Annotated in this window: 16 protein-coding genes and 1 rRNA gene; 9 read left to right on the top strand and 8 right to left on the bottom strand. The window is 67.4% G+C overall.

The features are described 5' to 3' along the window. Nucleotides 1-7: 7 nt before the first annotated feature. From ramB to NDR87_RS25340, 3 genes are all read left to right on the top strand, one after another. The gene (ramB, locus tag NDR87_RS25350) at nt 8-1417 is read left to right on the top strand and encodes an acetate metabolism transcriptional regulator RamB (RefSeq protein ID WP_251912691.1); all 1410 of its coding nucleotides are present in this window, start codon (nt 8-10) and stop codon (nt 1415-1417) included. 116 nt (nt 1418-1533) lie between these two features. After that, nucleotides 1534-2073: a carboxymuconolactone decarboxylase family protein gene (locus NDR87_RS25345; RefSeq protein WP_251912690.1), complete on the top strand. Its 540-nt coding sequence runs from the start codon at nt 1534-1536 to the stop codon at nt 2071-2073. Nucleotides 2074-2104: 31 nt separating this feature from the next. Continuing rightward, on the top strand, nt 2105-2977 hold the full coding sequence (locus tag NDR87_RS25340; protein ID WP_251912689.1) for an LLM class flavin-dependent oxidoreductase: 873 nt from the start codon (nt 2105-2107) through the stop codon (nt 2975-2977). Nucleotide 2978: 1 nt separating this feature from the next. Here NDR87_RS25340 and NDR87_RS25335 read toward each other — a convergent pair whose 3' ends face one another. Further along, nucleotides 2979-3737 (bottom strand): TetR/AcrR family transcriptional regulator, encoded by a 759-nt coding sequence (locus tag NDR87_RS25335; protein WP_251912688.1) that lies wholly within the window; start codon nt 3735-3737, stop codon nt 2979-2981. Between the two features lie 166 nt (nt 3738-3903). Here NDR87_RS25335 and NDR87_RS25330 point away from each other — a divergent pair, with 166 nt between their 5' ends. Continuing rightward, nucleotides 3904-4305: a VOC family protein gene (locus NDR87_RS25330; protein WP_251912686.1), complete on the top strand. Its 402-nt coding sequence runs from the start codon at nt 3904-3906 to the stop codon at nt 4303-4305. Nucleotides 4306-4398: 93 nt separating this feature from the next. Here NDR87_RS25330 and NDR87_RS25325 read toward each other — a convergent pair whose 3' ends face one another. Next, the gene (locus NDR87_RS25325; RefSeq protein ID WP_251912683.1) at nt 4399-5256 is read right to left on the bottom strand and encodes an SDR family oxidoreductase; all 858 of its coding nucleotides are present in this window, start codon (nt 5254-5256) and stop codon (nt 4399-4401) included. Between the two features lie 108 nt (nt 5257-5364). On the opposite strand from NDR87_RS25325, the gene NDR87_RS25320 reads away from it, so the two are divergent. Continuing rightward, the gene (locus NDR87_RS25320) at nt 5365-5763 is read left to right on the top strand and encodes a helix-turn-helix domain-containing protein (RefSeq protein WP_251912681.1); all 399 of its coding nucleotides are present in this window, start codon (nt 5365-5367) and stop codon (nt 5761-5763) included. 42 nt (nt 5764-5805) lie between these two features. Here NDR87_RS25320 and lpdA read toward each other — a convergent pair whose 3' ends face one another. After that, a complete protein-coding gene (gene lpdA, locus NDR87_RS25315) occupies nt 5806-7209 on the bottom strand; it encodes a dihydrolipoyl dehydrogenase (RefSeq protein WP_251912679.1) in 1404 nt (467 codons plus the stop codon). Nucleotides 7210-7294: 85 nt separating this feature from the next. Here lpdA and NDR87_RS25310 point away from each other — a divergent pair, with 85 nt between their 5' ends. After that, nucleotides 7295-9361 carry a prolyl oligopeptidase family protein gene (locus NDR87_RS25310; protein ID WP_251912678.1) on the top strand — a complete coding sequence of 689 codons (2067 nt, stop codon included), beginning with the start codon at nt 7295-7297 and terminating at the stop codon, nt 9359-9361. Here NDR87_RS25310 and NDR87_RS25305 read toward each other — a convergent pair. The 3 genes from NDR87_RS25305 to NDR87_RS25295 all read right to left on the bottom strand — a co-directional run bounded on the left by NDR87_RS25305 (nt 9358) and on the right by NDR87_RS25295 (nt 12858). Then, the gene (locus tag NDR87_RS25305; RefSeq protein ID WP_251913211.1) at nt 9358-10218 is read right to left on the bottom strand and encodes an alpha/beta fold hydrolase; all 861 of its coding nucleotides are present in this window, start codon (nt 10216-10218) and stop codon (nt 9358-9360) included. The genes NDR87_RS25310 and NDR87_RS25305 overlap by 4 nt on opposite strands. A 300-nt stretch (nt 10219-10518) precedes the next feature. Then, entirely contained in the window at nt 10519-12192 is a 1674-nt protein-coding gene (locus NDR87_RS25300; protein WP_251912676.1) for an NAD-binding protein, read from the bottom strand. Between the two features lie 33 nt (nt 12193-12225). Further along, on the bottom strand, nt 12226-12858 hold the full coding sequence (locus NDR87_RS25295) for a TetR/AcrR family transcriptional regulator (protein WP_251912674.1): 633 nt from the start codon (nt 12856-12858) through the stop codon (nt 12226-12228). A gap of 597 nt (nt 12859-13455) precedes the next feature. On the opposite strand from NDR87_RS25295, the gene NDR87_RS25290 reads away from it, so the two are divergent. The 3 genes from NDR87_RS25290 to NDR87_RS25280 are packed head-to-tail and all read left to right on the top strand — an operon-like array spanning nt 13456 to nt 14707. Next, entirely contained in the window at nt 13456-13794 is a 339-nt protein-coding gene (locus NDR87_RS25290; RefSeq protein ID WP_251912673.1) for a metalloregulator ArsR/SmtB family transcription factor, read from the top strand. Nucleotides 13795-13796: 2 nt separating this feature from the next. After that, on the top strand, nt 13797-14246 hold the full coding sequence (locus NDR87_RS25285; protein WP_251912671.1) for an SRPBCC family protein: 450 nt from the start codon (nt 13797-13799) through the stop codon (nt 14244-14246). Next, nucleotides 14243-14707 carry an LOG family protein gene (locus tag NDR87_RS25280; protein WP_251912669.1) on the top strand — a complete coding sequence of 155 codons (465 nt, stop codon included), beginning with the start codon at nt 14243-14245 and terminating at the stop codon, nt 14705-14707. Before NDR87_RS25285 ends, NDR87_RS25280 begins: the two co-directional genes overlap by 4 nt. A 16-nt stretch (nt 14708-14723) precedes the next feature. Here the strand turns inward: NDR87_RS25280 and NDR87_RS25275 are convergent, their stop codons facing one another. Further along, nucleotides 14724-15686 carry a nitronate monooxygenase family protein gene (locus NDR87_RS25275; RefSeq protein ID WP_251912667.1) on the bottom strand — a complete coding sequence of 321 codons (963 nt, stop codon included), beginning with the start codon at nt 15684-15686 and terminating at the stop codon, nt 14724-14726. A 133-nt stretch (nt 15687-15819) separates the two neighbouring features. Continuing rightward, a 5S ribosomal RNA gene (gene rrf / locus NDR87_RS25270) occupies nt 15820-15936 on the bottom strand. Nucleotides 15937-16094: the final 158 nt, after the last annotated feature.

The following is a 16094-nucleotide window of genomic DNA, read 5'->3' as shown; positions in this document are numbered from 1 at the left end:
TGGACATATGGCCAAGACTTACGTCGGGGCGCGGCTTCGCCAGCTGCGCACCGAACGAGGGCTGAGCCAGGTCTCGCTCGCCAAGAAGCTGGAGATCTCGGCGAGTTACCTCAATCAGATCGAGCACGATGTGCGCCCGCTGACCGTGCCGGTGCTGCTGCGCATCAGCGAGATCTTCGGCGTCGACGCCAGCTTCTTCTCCTCCCAGGACGACACCCGGCTCATCGCCGAGCTGCAGGAGGTCGTGATGGATCAGGAGCTGGGCATCGAGGCCGACGCCCAGGAGATCGCGGATATGGTGTCCGCACATCCGAGTCTGGCCCGGGCGATGGTCAATATGCATCGCCGCTACCGCAATACCACCGCCCAGCTGGCCGCGGCCACCGAGGACCGCTTCTCCGACGGCAGCGGCTCCGGCGCCATCTCACGCCCGCACGAGGAGGTCCGCGACTTCTTCTATCAGCGGCAGAACTACATCCACGAATTGGATACCGCGGCGGAGGAATTGGCGACCCGCATGCGCTTCCACGGCGGCGATCTCAAGCGCGAGATCGCCCGCCGGCTCACCACCGCCCACGGCGTGCAGATCGTCGAGCGCATCGATCTGGGCGAGGGCGTGCTGCACCGCTTCGACGCGGCCGAGCGGCGGCTCGAGATCGCGCCCTATCTGTCCGGCGGGCAACGGGTGTTCAAACTCGCCGCCGAGCTGGCCTATCTGGAATGCGGGGAGCTGATCGACAAGCTGGTCGAGGAGGGCAATTTCGCCTCCGAGGACACCCGCAAGCTGGCGCGGCTGGGCCTGGCCAACTACTTCGCCGCCGCCACGGTGCTGCCGTATTCCTATTTCCACGAGGTGGCCGAGGACTTCCGCTACGACATAGAGCGGCTTTCGGCGTTCTTCACCCAGAGTTACGAGACCATCTGCCACCGGCTTTCGACGCTGCAGCGCCCGAAGCTGCGCGGGGTGCCGTTCTCGTTCGTGCGCGTCGACCGCGCCGGAAATATGTCGAAGCGCCAGTCCGCCACCGGATTTCACTTCTCCTCCGCGGGCGGCACCTGCCCGCTGTGGAATGTCTACGAGACCTTCGCCTATCCCGGCCGAATCATGACCCAGATCGCCCAGATGCCCGACGGCCGCAAATATCTGTGGATCGCGCGCACGGTCGAGCGCCGCGCCACCCGCTACGGCGAACCGAGCAAGACCTTCGCCATCGGCCTGGGATGCGAACTGCGCCATGCCAATCGGGTCGTCTACGCCGACGGTCTCGACCTCAACGACCCCAAGGCCACCCCGATCGGCGCGGGCTGCCGGGTGTGCGAGCGCACCAACTGCCCGCAGCGCGCGTTCCCGCCGCTGGGCAAGTCGCTGGACATCAGTGAGCACCGCAGCTCCATCTCGCCCTACGTGCTGCGATAGCCGCGCGATCGGGGGCGCGGCCGGGGCGGCGATTCCGAATTCGGATCGGGATGGTGGCGCAGCGGGATACCGGCCCGAATCCTGCGCCCCGGGGGCGGGCCCTGTTAGCGTGGGGCATGGTGTCGAAACAACCGCGCATCGCACCGGGTCGGCTGCGTGAGCTGGGGCCGATCAATTGGGTTGTCTGGCAGGTGCTTTCGCGCGCGGCGGGGACGTCGGACGCGCAGCTGTTCAGCACCCTGGGGCGCACGGGTGGGTTGTTCCGCGGCTGGCTGCACTATTCGGGGCGGCTGATGCCCGGCGGGAAGCTGCGCCGCCACGAGACCGAACTGGTCATCCTGCGGGTCGCTCACCTGCGGCAGTGCGAATACGAGACCGATCATCACATCCGGCTGGGCAAGCGCGCCGGAATCACCCAGGAGATTCTCGAGCGGTTGCGGGTCGGACCGCAGGCGCCGGGCTGGTCGGACCGGGAACGGGCCCTGCTCACCGCCGTCGATCAGCTCGTCACCACGCGCGACCTCGACGACGACGCCTGGTCGGCGCTGGCCGCGCACTACGACGAGCACCGGTTGATCGAGATCGTGCTGCTGGTCAATCAGTACGAGGGCCTCGCCAGTACCATCACCACGCTGCGCATTCAGAACGACCACTGACGCTGTCGGCCCCATCTGGTAACGATGGGGCATGACCACGCTCGGTATTGCCTTCCGTCCGCAGAATCCGCCCGAAAGCCTGCGCGAGATCGCCCGCATCGCAGACGAATCCGGGCTCGAGGAGCTGTGGATCTGGGAGGACTGCTTCTTCCAGGCGGGCGTCTCCACCACCGCCGCGGCGCTGGCATGGACCGAGCGCGTGCGGATCGGCGTGGGCGTACTCCCGGTGCCGCTGCGCAATGTGGCGCTGGCCGCCATGGAGATCGCCACGCTGGAGCGAATGTTCCCCGGCCGCACGATCTGGGGTGTGGGGCACGGCGTTCAGGAGTGGATGGGCCAGGCGGGAGCGCGGGTCGAATCACCGGTGACGCTGCTGAGCGAGTACATCGACGCGCTGCGTCGGCTGCTCGCGGGCGAGCGGGTGTCGGTGCGGGGGCGCTACGTCGAGCTCGACGATGTCGCCCTGGAGTGGCCGCCTGTCGACACTCCCCCGGTCTTGTCCGCGGCCACGGGCCCGCGCACGCTGCGCCTGGTCGGGGCCGTGGCCGACGGGGTAGTGCTCACCTCGGGCACCACGGTCGAAAAGCTGCGCGGCGCGGTCGAACTCGTCGCGGAGGGGCGAGCCGCCGCCGGCCGCGCGGATAAGCCCCCCGTCGTTGTGAATCTCGCCGTGGCGACCGGAGCCGATGCCGCCGAACGCCTGGACGCGGATCTGCGCGCGATGGGCGCGACCGACACCGCGGGACTCGGCGTGGCCGGGGATGCGCAGGCGGTGGCCGACGCGATCGCGAAACGGGTCGACGCGGGGGCGGATTCGGTGACGCTGCAGCCGACCGCCGACGAGCCCGATCTGGCCGGATTCGTGCGCTTCGTCGCGGAGAAGGTGCGGCCGCTGGTGCCGTAACTCACTCCCGCTCGATGAGCACGGCCAGCCCGTCCAGCACCCGCGCGAGGCCGAATTCCCAGGCGTGGTCGGCACTGTAGGCGCTGTCGTGGGCCTGGCCCGCGGCGGCGCCGACGCGGGCCGCGAGCGGATAGCGGCTCGGATCGAAGACCCGATCGAGCACGGGGGCGGTGCGCTGCCACCATTCGTGGTCGGACAGCCCGCTGTCGGCGGCGGCCCGCTCGGTATCGATGGCGATGCGCGCGACCGCGGTGACGAAGCCGAGGACGTGGGTCAGGGCCGCGTCCATGGTCAGATCGTCGAGGCCGAGGCCGTCGAAGGCGCTGAGCTCGTGATCGTATTTGGCTGCCAGGCCGGGGCCCAGCGGCGGGCGGGTGGTGGGCACGTAGGCGACCCAGCGATGACGGGCCAGCATCTCCCGGTTCTCGGCGGCAATGGTGGAAACCCTTTGCCGCCAAGCCATTCCAGTCAGGTCCGCGCGCGGCATCCGCCGGTACACCGCATCCAGCATGAGGTCGAGCAGTTCCGCCTTGCCCGGCACATAGGTATAGGTCGCCATGGGCGTGAGGCCCAGCTTCTTGGCGACCGCCCGCATGGTCAGGGCCTCCAGGCCGTCGGTGTCGGCGATCCCGATCGCCGCGGCGACCACCTCCTCGACGCTGCTGCGCTGCTTGGGCCCGCGCGTCGGCGCCCGGCCCGGCTCACCCCACAGCAGTTCCAATGTCCGCGCCGGATCTCCGGCGCTGCTGCGCGCACTCACCGTTGCCCACCCACTTTCCCGCTCGCCACCGCCCGATCCTATCGGTGTGACCGTTACCACACCGTAGATTACTATACAAAGTATTTAGTACTAAGTATAGAATACAACTACGCCCCGCACCGGCCCGGCACCCGCCGGGCGGACCGCGCGGCAGGAGGAGGCAGCCATGAAAATCACCGAGTACGCGCTCTCGCTGAACGTCGCCGACCCCGAGGCCTCGGCGAAGTTCCTCATCGACCACTTCGGATTCGAGGTGCGGATGTCGGCCGAGGAGTTCGTATCGCTGTCTCGCCCGGAGGGCGGGCTCAATGTGATCTACCTGCGGACCGGGCTGTCCAGCTTCAAGCCGGAGCGGATCGCGGATTCCGCCGGGCAGGGCACGCTGGTGGTGTTCGTCGTCGAGGACATCGATGCCGAATACGAACGGGTGCAACGGGAAGGGGTACCGATCGAAACGCCGATCGAGACCGAACCTTGGGGTGAGCGCTACTTCCAGATGCGCGATCCCAACGGCATCGTCGTTCAGCTGGTGCAGTGGGTGACCGTGCCGGCGGGCGCCGAATCCTGATCGGGCGCAGGCGTTCCCGGCCGGGAGCCGGGAACGCCTGTCCATCCCATCCCATGAAGCGCGCCGCGTGGCATCGGACGGCGCATCCTCGTGCTACCCGGTCAACGCGGCCCGAAACACCTCGACCGCTGGCGTCGAAGCCCGGCCGATGAGCTTGCGCAGTTCGCCGCCGGTGACGTCCAGGAATCCGAGGGCGACGCCCTTGGCATCCGAATCGGCCAGCACATTCGCATAATCCGCGGGCAGACCGGCCTGCTGCAGCGCGGCGGAGTAGTCGGCCTCGGCGACGTCCCGATAGCGGACCGGCTTTCCGGCGGCTTCCGAAATCCGCTGCGCCAGTTCGGCATAGGTGAACCGCTCGTCGCCACCGAGTTCGTAGACCTGCCCGGCGTGCCCATCGGTGGTGAGCACCACCGCGGCCGCCTCGGCGTAATCCGCGCGCGACGCCCCGGCGATCCGACCCTCGCCGCCCGCGCCGTACAGCACCCCGGACGCGACGGCCGCGGGCACGCTGTGCTCGTAGTTCTCCCAGTACCAGCTGTTGCGCAGCAGGGCATACGGCACGGCCGAATTCGCGAGCACGGCCTCGGTCGCGCGATGTTCCTGCGCGAGGATGGTCGGGTTTTCGGTGGCCCGCGGAATGCTGGTGTAGGCGAGCAGTTCCACACCGGCCCGCTCGGCCGCGCGAATCACGTTGGTGTGCTGGGTAACCCGGGCGCCGAACTCGTTGCCGGAGACCAGCAGCACCCGATCTACTCCGGCCAGCGCCCGATCCAGTGCCGCGGCGTCGTCGTAGGACGCCTGCCGGACGTCGACGCCACGTTCGGCCAGATCGGCCACCTTCGCCGGATCGCGCACGATCGCGACGACCGGACCGGCATCGCGGCGCAGCAGCGCCTCCACGACGAGACGACCCAATTGCCCGCTGGCCGCGGTGACGGCGACGGTCATGACTACCTCCAGTGATCTTTTGTTCAGTGCCTACGGAACAACTAGCACTAACTAAGAGTTAGTACATGATATTCCGGCACTACACCACCGATGGGTAGCATCGCAGTCATGAGCACGGGGCACATCCAGGCGGCCGACAGCGCCGATCCGACGCTGGAAGCCGACGTCTTCGCCAAGAACTGCACCTCGCGGCCGGTGTTGCAAAATGTCGCGAGTCGCTGGGGAGTTCTGGCCCTGGTGGCCCTGCGCGACGGGCCCTACCGATTCAGCGCCCTGCGCCGACGGGTCGACGGGGTCAGCGAGCGCATGCTGTCGCAGACCCTGCAGGCCCTCGAGCGCGACGGGATGATTCACCGCGAGGTCGTCCAGGCTATTCCGCCGCGCGTCGAGTACACGCTGACCGACCTGGGCGCGCAGGTCGCCGAGCACCTCGAGGCGCTGATCGTGACGCTGGAGACCAATATGGACACGATCAGCGCGGCGCAGGCGGCGTATCACCGGGAATGAAAAACGCCCCGCACCTTCCGGTGCGGGGCGTCGGCGCGCCAACTAGAAGTTGATCATGTGCCCGGCCAGGCCGTGGAATGCCTCCTGCAGCGCCTCGCTGAGCGTCGGATGCGTGTGCACGTTGCGGGTCAGCTCGTTGACCGTCAGGTCCCACTTCTGAGCCAGGGTCAGCTCGGGCAGCAGTTCGGAGACGTCGGGGCCGATGAGGTGACCGCCGAGCAGTTCGCCGTACTTGTTGTCGGAGATCAGCTTCACGAAGCCCTGGGCGTCGCCCAGGCCGTGCGCCTTGCCGTTGGCGGTGAACGGGAAGGTGGCGACCTTCACGTCGTAGCCCTCGTTGCGCGCCTGCTCCTCGGTGAGGCCGAAGCTGGCGACCTGCGGCTGACAGAAGGTCGCGCGCGGCATCATCCGGTAGTCGCCCAGCGGCAAGGTCTCCGCGCCCGCGATGGTCTCGGCCGCGACCACGCCCTGCGCCTCGGCCACATGGGCCAGCTGCAGCTTGGCGGTGACATCCCCGATGGCGTAGATGTGCGGCACATTGGTGCGCATGTAGTCGTCGATGGCGATCGCGCCACGCTCGGTCAGCTGCACGCCGGTGTTCTCCAGGCCGTAGCCCTCCACCCGCGGCGCGAAGCCGACGGCCTGCAGCACCTTGTCGACCGTGACGGTCTCGATGTTGCCGGACTTGTTGTCCTTGATGCTGACGGTGACCTTGGTGCCGTTGTCCTCGATGGACTGCACCGCGGCGCCGGTGGTGATCGTGATCCCCAGCTTCTTGTACGCCTTCGTGATCTCCTTGGACACGTCGGCGTCCTCGTTGGGCAGCGCGCGATCCAGGAACTCCACGATGCGCACGTCGACGCCGTAGTTCTTCAGCACGTAGCCGAACTCCATGCCGATCGCGCCCGCGCCCACGATGAGGATCGAGCCCGGCAGGTCGCGGGTCATGATCTGCTCTTCGTAGGTGACCACGTTCTGCGACAGCGAGGTGCCGGGCAGCAGCTTGGTGACGGTGCCGGTGGCGATGATGACGTTGTCGAAGGTGATCTGTTCGGTGCCGCCCTTGGACAGCTCGACCGACAGCGTGTTGGCGTCGGTGAAGGTGCCCTTCCCGTCGAACTCGTCGATCTTGTTCTTCTTCATCAGGAAGTGCACGCCCTTGACGCGGCCGTCGGCGACCTTACGGCTGCGATCGAATGCCGCGCCGAAGTCGAAGCTCGCCTCGCCGGTGATACCGAAGGTCTTCGCTTCCTTGGTGAAGATGTGTGCCAGCTCCGCGTTCCGCAGCAGCGCCTTGGACGGAATGCACCCGACGTTCAGGCACACGCCACCCCAATATTTCTGCTCGACGATCGCTGTTCGCAGGCCGAGTTGAGCGGCGCGAATCGCGGCGACATACCCGCCGGGACCAGCACCGAGAACGACGACATCGTAGTGGGAAGTCACGTAGTCGAGCCTAACGCAGTGTCCTGTTGCGCCGCCTCCGGCGTCGCGTGTTCGCGGCCCCGACAGCGTCGGCCAGAATGGCTTCATGAGCGGTGTCGAGAATCAGCCCGATCCGTACCTGTGGCTCGAAGAGGTGACCGGTGACCGGCCCCTGGAGTGGGCGCGGGCGCACAACGAGGTGGTGGTCGAGCGATTCGCCACCTCCGATCGGTTCTCGGAGCTGGAACACCGCATCCTCGAGATGCTCGACACCGACACCCGCATCCCGTATCCGACCCGCCGGGCCGGGTGGCTCTACAACTTCTGGCGCGATGCCGAACATCCCAAGGGCCTGTGGCGCCGGACCACCCTCGACGAGTACCGCAACGCCAACCCGCGGTGGGAGGTGCTGATCGACCTCGACGCGCTGGCCGCGGCCGAGGAGGAGAACTGGGTGTGGGGCGGGGCCGCGGTGCTGCGGCCGGAACAGTCGCTGGCGTTGATCAGCCTCTCGCGCGGCGGCGCCGACGCCAAGGTGGTGCGCGAATTCGACATGACCACCAAGCGGTTCCGCGATCCGGCCGACGGCGGTTTCCATCTCCCCGAGGCGAAGTCGCAGATCCGCTGGATCGATGCCGATACCGTCTATGTCGGAACGGATTTCGGGCCGGGCTCGCTCACCGACTCCGGATACGCGCGCATCGCCAAGCGGTGGAAGCGCGGTACGCCGCTGTCGCAGGCGCAGACGGTGTTCGAGGGTGAACAGGGCGATGTGCTGGTGTCGGCGGGGTACGACCGCACACCCGGATACGAGCGGCACTACATCGGCCGGGCCACCGACTTCTTCAACGAATCGGTGTATCTGCTCGAGTCGGACGGCAGCCTGCGCCATATCGATGTGCCCAGCGACGCCTCGGAGTCGTGGTACAAGGACTGGCTGCTGGTGCGGCTGAAGTCGCCGTGGGAGGTGGGCGGCAACAGCTATCCGGCGGGGGCGCTGCTGGCCATCGATCTGGAGGAATTCCTCGCGGGCGCAAGGGATTTTGAGGTGGTGTTCACGCCCGATGCGCATACCTCGCTGCACGGGTACGGCTGGACCGAGAACTATCTGATCCTCATCACCCTCGAGGATGTGCAGACCAAGCTGTACGTGGTGAAGCCCGGCGAAAAGCGTGCCGGGCGAACAGCGGGATGGACGCGCGAGCCGCTGGCCGATACGCCACCCATGGCCACCACCAATGTCATGAACCTCGACCCGCTCGAGGGTGGTGACGAGTTCATGCTCACCACAAGCGGTTTCACCACGCCGGCCACGCTGCTGGCCAGTTCGGTTGGCGGTTCGACCGAACTGCTCAAGCAGGAACCGGCCTTCTTCGACGCCGCGGGCATCGAGACCGAGCAGTTCTTCGCGCGCTCCGACGACGGAACCATGGTGCCGTACTTCGTGATTCGGCACCGCGACCGCAAGGGCGCGCCCGGTCCGACCGTGATGTCGGGCTACGGCGGTTTCGAGGTCTCCCGCACCCCCGCCTACAGCGGCGCCTCCGGTATGGGCTGGCTGGAACGCGGCGGCACCTGGGTGATGACCAATATCCGCGGCGGCGGCGAGTACGGGCCGCAGTGGCACACGCAGGTGCAGAAGGCCAACCGGCACAAGGTGTACGAGGACTTCGCCGCCATCGCCCGCGATCTGGTGGAGCGCGGCATCACCACCGCACCGCAGTTGGGCGCCGTCGGGGGCAGTAACGGCGGATTGCTCATGGGCGTGATGCTCACCCGGTATCCGGAACTGTTCGGCGCCATCGTGTGCCAGGTGCCGCTGCTGGATATGAAGCGCTACCACCTGCTGCTGGCCGGGGCATCCTGGATGGCCGAGTACGGCGATCCGGACAAGCCGGAGGAGTGGGAGTACATCGGCAAGTATTCGCCGTATCAGAACGTGCGCGCCGACGCGACCTATCCGCCGATCCTGCTGACCACCTCCACCCGCGACGATCGCGTCCATCCCGGCCATGCGCGCAAGATGGCCGCGCTCCTGGAGGAGCAGGGCCATACGGTCTGGTATCACGAGAACATCGAGGGCGGCCACGGCGGTGCGGCGGACAACAAGCAGATGGCGTTCCAGGCGGCGCTGATCTACGAGTTCTTCACCCAGCTGCTGATGGAGCGCTAGAGGTCGCGGATCCACTTCTCGATGCGGTCGACCGTCGTGGCCGGGTTGGTGATCCAGCCGTTGTGCCCCAGCGCTTCCGGCTGATGCCAGGTGCTGATCCGGGCATTGGGCAGCTTCTCCAGCAGATGGTCGGCCGATCCGCGCGGGGTGAGGTCGTCGCCCTCGATCGTGATCGACAGCACCGGCAGCTTCAGTCGGGCGATGCGTTCCTCGTAGTCGATGTCCGCACCGGCCGGTTCGAAGCGGCCGGTGCGGGCCAGCCGCGCCCAATCGGAGATCAGCACCTTGGACTGGCGGCCGAATCCGCCCGCGGTAATCCGGTCGCCGGGCCAGAAACCGGCGAGGTTGGCGGTCAGCGAGATGGCCGCCGGGCCGAGCAGCAGGGCCGAGCGGGCGAGCCCGTTGTAGCCGCGGAAATAGGGTGTGCCCGAGGCGATCAGGATCAGCCCGCCCAGCCGCCCGCGAATCCGCGACGCGTACATGACCCCCAGCTGCCCGCCCATACTGTGCCCCAGCAGATACGGCGTACTGTCCGGAAACCGCTCGCGCACCACCTCGAACATCGCCGGAAAATCCACCGAAACCAGTTCCTGATACCCATATCCGCTGGCCGGACCGGGCTTGGGGCGACTGTCACCGTTACCGCGCAACTCCCCGATCGCCGCATCGAACCCCCGCCGCGCCAAATGCGCCGCGAACATCTCGTAATACGCCCCGGGCACCCCCAGCCCAGGAATGATCACAACCACCGGCCGCGGCGCATCGGCGGTAATCGCCCGCACATGCTCCCCCCGCGCCCCGATCAACCGCACCGGCACGGTACTGCCATCGGGCACCTGAATCGGAACGATCTCCACTCCCAGCACGCTACTGCGTCCCCGCCGCCGATCGTCACCCCGGCACACCCCCAACTCCTCCGTCATCCCGGCATCCCCCAGCCTCTTCGCGCCCCGACACACCCAGCTCCTTCGTGCCCCGACACACACCCAGCCTCTTCGCGCCCCGACACACACCCAGCTCCTTCGTGCCCCGACACACACCCAGCTCCTTCGTGCCCCGACACACACCCAGCTCCTTCGTGCCCCGACACACACCCAGCCTCTTCATAACCCGGCACGCACCAGACCTTCCTTATCCCGGCACGCTTTTCGCCGGGATCAGCCGGGCAATGGGTCCGGTGCGGTGGGATCGCCGTCGGCGCTGCCCTCGCTGCGGGACAGCAGCTGCTCGAGGCCCGTGCGGGTGGATACCACCACCAGTTGGTTGCCCTGGGCCAGTAGGGTTTCCGGATCCGGTTGCCACTCCAGCTCCGCGCCGACCGCGCGCTGCAGGGCGATGACGCGGGTGTGCTCGGTGAGGTCGGCGGCGCGGATGGGCCTGCCCACCAGTTCCGATTCCGGCTCGACCGGGACCTCGGCGACCATCAGGGTGTCGGAGTTGACCGACAGCGTCGCGATCACCCGGCGCTCGGCGGCCGCGGCCGCGAAGCCGTCGGCCGCGAGCTGGAACACGCTGCGCACCACGGCCTTTCCGAGGCTCTTCTGGACTCGCTCGGCGAGGTCGTCATCGTACAGCCGCAGCACCACCCGCAGGTCGTCGCGGTAGGACTGGCCGAGCAGCGCCGCCTCCAGATTGACCGCATCGCTGCTGGTCAGCAGCACCAGCGCGCGGGCCCGGGAGACACCGACCGCGCGCAGCGAATCCTCCCAGGTGGCCTGGCCGATCACCACCGGCACCCCGAGCGTGCGGGCCAGCGCGATACCGCGGGAGTTCTCGTCGTAATCCAGGCCGACCACGGGTACGCCGAGATCGCACAGCTGCTCCATCACGCGGGAGCCGACATTGCCCAACCCGGCCACCACGACGTGGTCGGAGAAATCCGCGGGATCGGGACCGATCTGTTCCGACAGCTGGGCGCGCAGCACGCCGCCCACGACCATGGCGGTCACGACCGGAGTCAGTGCCAGCCCGGTGAATACAACGCCCACCTGCAGCACCTTGAAGATGGGATCGCGGTGGTGTTCGGGCTGCGCGGCCCCGGCGGCATCGAGCAGCGTCTCGTAAATCGCGTCGCCCCAGGCGGTTCCGATCGCCACCAGGCCCACGCAACCGAGTGTCATCAGCGTCAGCAACACCAGCACCAGCCGAACGAGGTTGTTTCGCATCAGATAGCGCACGATGCGCAGCCAACGGCTGCGCCGGTTGGGCCGATACGGCGCCCGATCCGCCAACGCCAGCACCCGCTCACCACCGCGACCGGGCGGCAGCAGCCGGATGGCCCCGTCCGGCTCGGTCAGCGCGCAGACCACCTTTCCGGCCGGTGCGTCCCCCGCCCCGGTGACATACAGCGTCCGTTCCCCGAGCCGCAGATAGTCCAGCGCCTTCTCGCCGAGCGCCGCCGCGATGAACGACGGCGCGGCGATCTCGGAGATCGACAGCACGACGCAGTCGGCGAACAGGCTGCGAATGCGAAACCCCAGGCCGGTGTTGAACATCCGGACCACCAGCCGGATGTGCGCATTGAGCTCGTGTGCGCGCAGGGCGGCATGGAAGTTCTCCACGTCGGCCTGGTCCACGAGCACCAACGCACGCGCCTGCGCCACGCCCGCCCGCCGCAACGTCTCCTCGTCCAATCGGTCCGAGCACTGGATCCGCACCCGCTCCAATCGCTCCAGCTGCGGTACGTACGCACCGTCGCGGTTAGGCAGTACGACGGTCACGGTCGCGTCGGCGAACCGGGTCACCAGCTGCAGGGACAGCTGGTAGACGAGCGGATTATCCCCGCAGACAACGAAACTCGGGGCCGTCCCGCCCCCCTCATGGACGTGCATACCAGCGATGCTAGAGCGAATCGGACACCTCAGCTATGCGCTGAGGGCTCCGATGATCACCCGGCGCAGCACTCGGATCACATCGTCGAGGGGCCGACGCGGTTCCGATCCGCTCCACGCGTCGACGACGTAGTTGACCGCACCGATGATCGCGAGCGAGCGCATCTCGTAGTCGCCGAGCGGGATCTCCCCTTGTAGCGCAGCGTCTTCCGCCGCACCGGCCAGGAGCGATCCCCAGGCCCGGCGTAATTCCAGTCGGAATTTCTCGACCTTCGGTCCCGCGCCGACCACCTCGACCAGCACGATGCGCGCCCGACGCGGATCGCGGCCGATGGATTCGACGTAGGCCCGCACGGCCGCGTCGATGGCTCCGACCGCGCTGTGGTCGGGATGGTCGGCCAGTGCGGCCGATACCGCCTCCCGTGACTCCCGGTCGATATGTTCGTAGAGCTCGAGCAGCAGCGATTCGCGCCCGGTGAACTCCTCGTAGAACTGCCGTGAGGAGAGTCCGGCATCTTTACAGATGGCTCCGACCGAGCTGTTGGCATAGCCGTCTCGGCTGAAAACCGTCAATCCGGACTCCAGAAAACGCGCACGTCGCTGCCGTTGCCGGTCTTCTACGGGCTGCCCGGCGTACATCCTGCCCGCGTTCGTTTCCTGTGACATTGCGCAGGACTTTACCGAAGGGCCCGATCCCCTCGTCATAGATCGGGCTCTTCGGTTGTACCTCCGACTTTTCGCGTGTTAGCCGAAAGTTGTCTCTTTGACCTGGGATGTGGTTGACAAACAGCAACGACCGGGTCACTGACAATTTGCCGAATCGGACGATAGTCGATCGCGTCGATCAGGGGAAGACTTTTTGGAGGATTTTTTTAGCTATTATTTGGAAATTCTCACCGCTATGAGGACTCGGCCCGAAAATCGCACCGAGCGGTACTTATTGCGGCAAGTGCGACATATGCCCGGACCAGGTCGAATGCGGATGAGGCCCGCAGATCGGGTCCGGCCGGGCGACCCCGACATCGGCGCGCGCGCTCGTTCGCGCCACCGGACAACCGGCCGCCAAGAGGGGCGAACACGCGCCGTCCCGAGGCAATGGAGGTAGCGAGCCGTTCGCACCATCCCGCAGGCCCCGAACCGCCCGAATCGGACTGAGCACACGGGATGCGTTGTGCGTGAAAGGATGTCGGTTTCCGAAACTCCGGACAGACAATAGTTAAGTGACCTCTTGACTATCGACCCATTCGTTCTATACTTAAGTCGGTGCTTAACCAATCCGAGGAGCTCGATCAAATCTTCCGCGCACTCGCCGATCCCACTCGGCGGCGGCTGCTGGAGCGACTGAGCAGCGGCCCCGCGAGTGTGAGTTCACTCGCCGAGCCGCTGTCGATGTCGCTGGCGGCCGTGGTCCAGCATTTGCAGGTGCTGCAGGATGCCGGGCTGGTGCGGTCGGAAAAGGTTGGGAGAGTACGAACCTGCCAGCTGGTGCCCGATGCGCTGCGGGACGCCGAGCGATGGCTCGGGGCGCGGCGGACCGCCTGGGAGCGCCGGCTGGACGCACTCGGCGAGATCCTCGCCGAGCACACCGATCACGAGGAGTAACCATGTCCGTCGTCCACGCCACCTTCACCCTCGAACGCGAGTACAACGCCTCGCCCGCAACGGTTTTCGCCGCCTGGTCCGACCCCGCGATCAAGGCCCGCTGGTTCGCCGGGAGCAGCGCCCAGCACCAACTCGACTTCCGGGTCGGCGGCCGAGAGACCGCCAGGGGCGTCCATGACGGCGTCGACCTGATGTTCGAGACCGTCTATCAGGAGATCGTCCCCGACGAGCGCCTCGTCTACACCTCCACGATGCACTGGGGCGAGACCGTGGCGACGATATCGCTGGCCGCGGTGGAATTCGTGGCGACCGAGGCGGGCACGCGCCTGGTGGTGACCGAACACGGTGTCTATCTCGACGGCCATGAGCAGCCCGCCTGGCGCGAAGAGGGCACCGGTAACCAATTGTACGCCCTGGCAAGGGAACTCGAACGCACGCCGTCCTCCCGATGACGCCTCAGGTCGCGGTCTGCGGCCCGCGCGACTGCGATCGGATCGAGGCCGCACGCGCCCGCGAGGTGGGTCGTATGCTGGCCGAGGCCGGTGCGACGGTGTTGTGCGGCGGCGGCCCGGGCGTCATGGCCGCCGTTGCCGAAGGCGCCAGCGGCGCAGGCGGTTTGGTGATCGGCGTACGGCCCGATACCGATCGCACCGCGGCCTGCCGAAACCTCTCCGCCGTGATCTATACGAATATGGGCGAGGCCCGCAATGCCATCCTGGTCGAGTCCGCCGATGCGGTCATCGTGATCGGCGGCTCGTGGGGGACCCTGTCGGAGCTGGCACTGGCCCGGCGCCGCGGCATTCCCGTTGTGTCCCTGGGCGGTTGGACAGTGCTCGACCGGGACGGCAATGCCGTTGCGATCACAACCGCCGCCGACCCGACCGAGGCCGTCGCGCTCGCGCTGGGCGCCTGAACAGGTCCGGTTCGGCTCAATGCGCCGTGGCGCGGGTAAGGGCTTGCTCGGCCTCGGCGGCGATCGTAGCGACGAGATCTCGGGCCGAGTCGATGGCGGTCACCAGGCCGACGGACTGGCCCGCCCAGACCGGGGCGGCGGTCAGGTCGCCGCGCTCGAGGGCGTCGCGATACTCCCGAAGGGCCGTTGCGTCCGAACGCAATTCCTCGTCGCGGCCGCGCCAGCGATCGAGAAATTCGTTGCGCAGGGTGCGGGCGGGGTAGCGGTGCGGCCAGGGCGCGCCGCGGGCGATGTCGAGGGTGCGGTTGCATTCGGTGTCCGCGCCGGAGGCGTCGAGCAGGGCCGCGCGCAGATCGGCCGAGACCAGCGCCTCCGGGGTGGCTTGGAAACGGGTGCCGATCAGTACCCCGGACGCACCGAGCGTCAGCGCCGCGGCCAGTCCGCGACCGTCGGCGATCCCGCCCGCGGCGAGCACCGGCGTCGAACCGGCCAGGTCGACCACCGCGGGGACGAAAGACAATGTGCCCATGCCGTTCTCACCACAGTGACCGCCGGCATCGCTGCCCTGGGCGACGATGATGTCGGCACCGGCATCGAGCGCGCGGTGGGCCTCCTCCAGATCGGTCACCTGCAGGATCAGCTTGGCCCCGGAGTCGAGCACCCGCCGTGCGAACGGCTGCGGGTCACCGAACGACAGCATGATCGCCGCGGGTGCGAATTCCAGGGCGAAGGCCACGGCGTCGGCATCGATGGCCCAGGTGAGGAAGCCGATACCCCACGGCTCGACGGTCGACTCCCGGGCCGTGCGCGCCTCGCGGGTGAGCCATTCCCGGTCACCGCGTCCCGCGCCGATCAGACCGAGGCCGCCTCCGTTGGAAACCGCCGCCGCGAGTGCGCCGCCGGCCTCCCCGCCCATCGGTGCCGAGGCGATCGGGTATCGGATGGACAGGGACTTCGTGAACGATGTCTGCAAGGCCATACCTACGAGCTTGGCAGAGCGCAGCCGGCCTTCGCGAGCGGCGTAGGTGGCGATGAGAACTGTGTCAGTGGACGCGAAATGGTACGGACATGCGAAAGGCCCCCAACTGTGTTGGGGGCCTTTCTGAAAGTATGTCCGGCGGTGTCCTACTCTCCCACACCCTGTCGAGTGCAGTACCATCGGCGCTGGCAGGCTTAGCTTCCGGGTTCGGAATGGGACCGGGCGTTTCCCCACCGCTATAACCGCCGTAACTCTATGAAACTGTACACAGCAAGCCAAGGCCCAGGAGCACAAACACTCCCATCCCTCGTCTTCTGGTATCTGTGTGTTGTTTCAGATACCGCACAGTGGACGCGTAGCACCTTTGTTGGTAAGCCCTCGGCCTATTAGTACCGGTCACCTACACCC

Source organism: Nocardia sp. CDC159 (assembly GCF_023740735.1).
In the GTDB taxonomy this organism is placed as follows: Bacteria; Actinomycetota; Actinomycetes; order Mycobacteriales; family Mycobacteriaceae; genus Nocardia; species Nocardia pulmonis.
This window is presented reverse-complemented; position numbering and strand designations above follow the sequence as displayed.

Excerpts from the sequence above, each read along its gene's own strand:
- ramB (WP_251912691.1), top strand. The coding sequence starts at position 8 with ATGGCCAAGACTTACGTCGGGGCGCGGCTTCGCCAGCTGCGCACCGAA.
- NDR87_RS25345 (WP_251912690.1), top strand. The coding sequence starts at position 1,534 with ATGGTGTCGAAACAACCGCGCATCGCACCGGGTCGGCTGCGTGAGCTG.
- NDR87_RS25340 (WP_251912689.1), top strand. The coding sequence starts at position 2,105 with ATGACCACGCTCGGTATTGCCTTCCGTCCGCAGAATCCGCCCGAAAGC.
- NDR87_RS25330 (WP_251912686.1), top strand. The coding sequence starts at position 3,904 with ATGAAAATCACCGAGTACGCGCTCTCGCTGAACGTCGCCGACCCCGAG.
- NDR87_RS25325 (WP_251912683.1), bottom strand. The coding sequence starts at position 5,256 with ATGACCGTCGCCGTCACCGCGGCCAGCGGGCAATTGGGTCGTCTCGTC.
- NDR87_RS25320 (WP_251912681.1), top strand. The coding sequence starts at position 5,365 with ATGAGCACGGGGCACATCCAGGCGGCCGACAGCGCCGATCCGACGCTG.
- NDR87_RS25310 (WP_251912678.1), top strand. The coding sequence starts at position 7,295 with ATGAGCGGTGTCGAGAATCAGCCCGATCCGTACCTGTGGCTCGAAGAG.
- NDR87_RS25300 (WP_251912676.1), bottom strand. The coding sequence starts at position 12,192 with ATGCACGTCCATGAGGGGGGCGGGACGGCCCCGAGTTTCGTTGTCTGC.
- NDR87_RS25295 (WP_251912674.1), bottom strand. The coding sequence starts at position 12,858 with ATGTCACAGGAAACGAACGCGGGCAGGATGTACGCCGGGCAGCCCGTA.
- NDR87_RS25285 (WP_251912671.1), top strand. The coding sequence starts at position 13,797 with ATGTCCGTCGTCCACGCCACCTTCACCCTCGAACGCGAGTACAACGCC.
- NDR87_RS25280 (WP_251912669.1), top strand. The coding sequence starts at position 14,243 with ATGACGCCTCAGGTCGCGGTCTGCGGCCCGCGCGACTGCGATCGGATC.
- NDR87_RS25275 (WP_251912667.1), bottom strand. The coding sequence starts at position 15,686 with ATGGCCTTGCAGACATCGTTCACGAAGTCCCTGTCCATCCGATACCCG.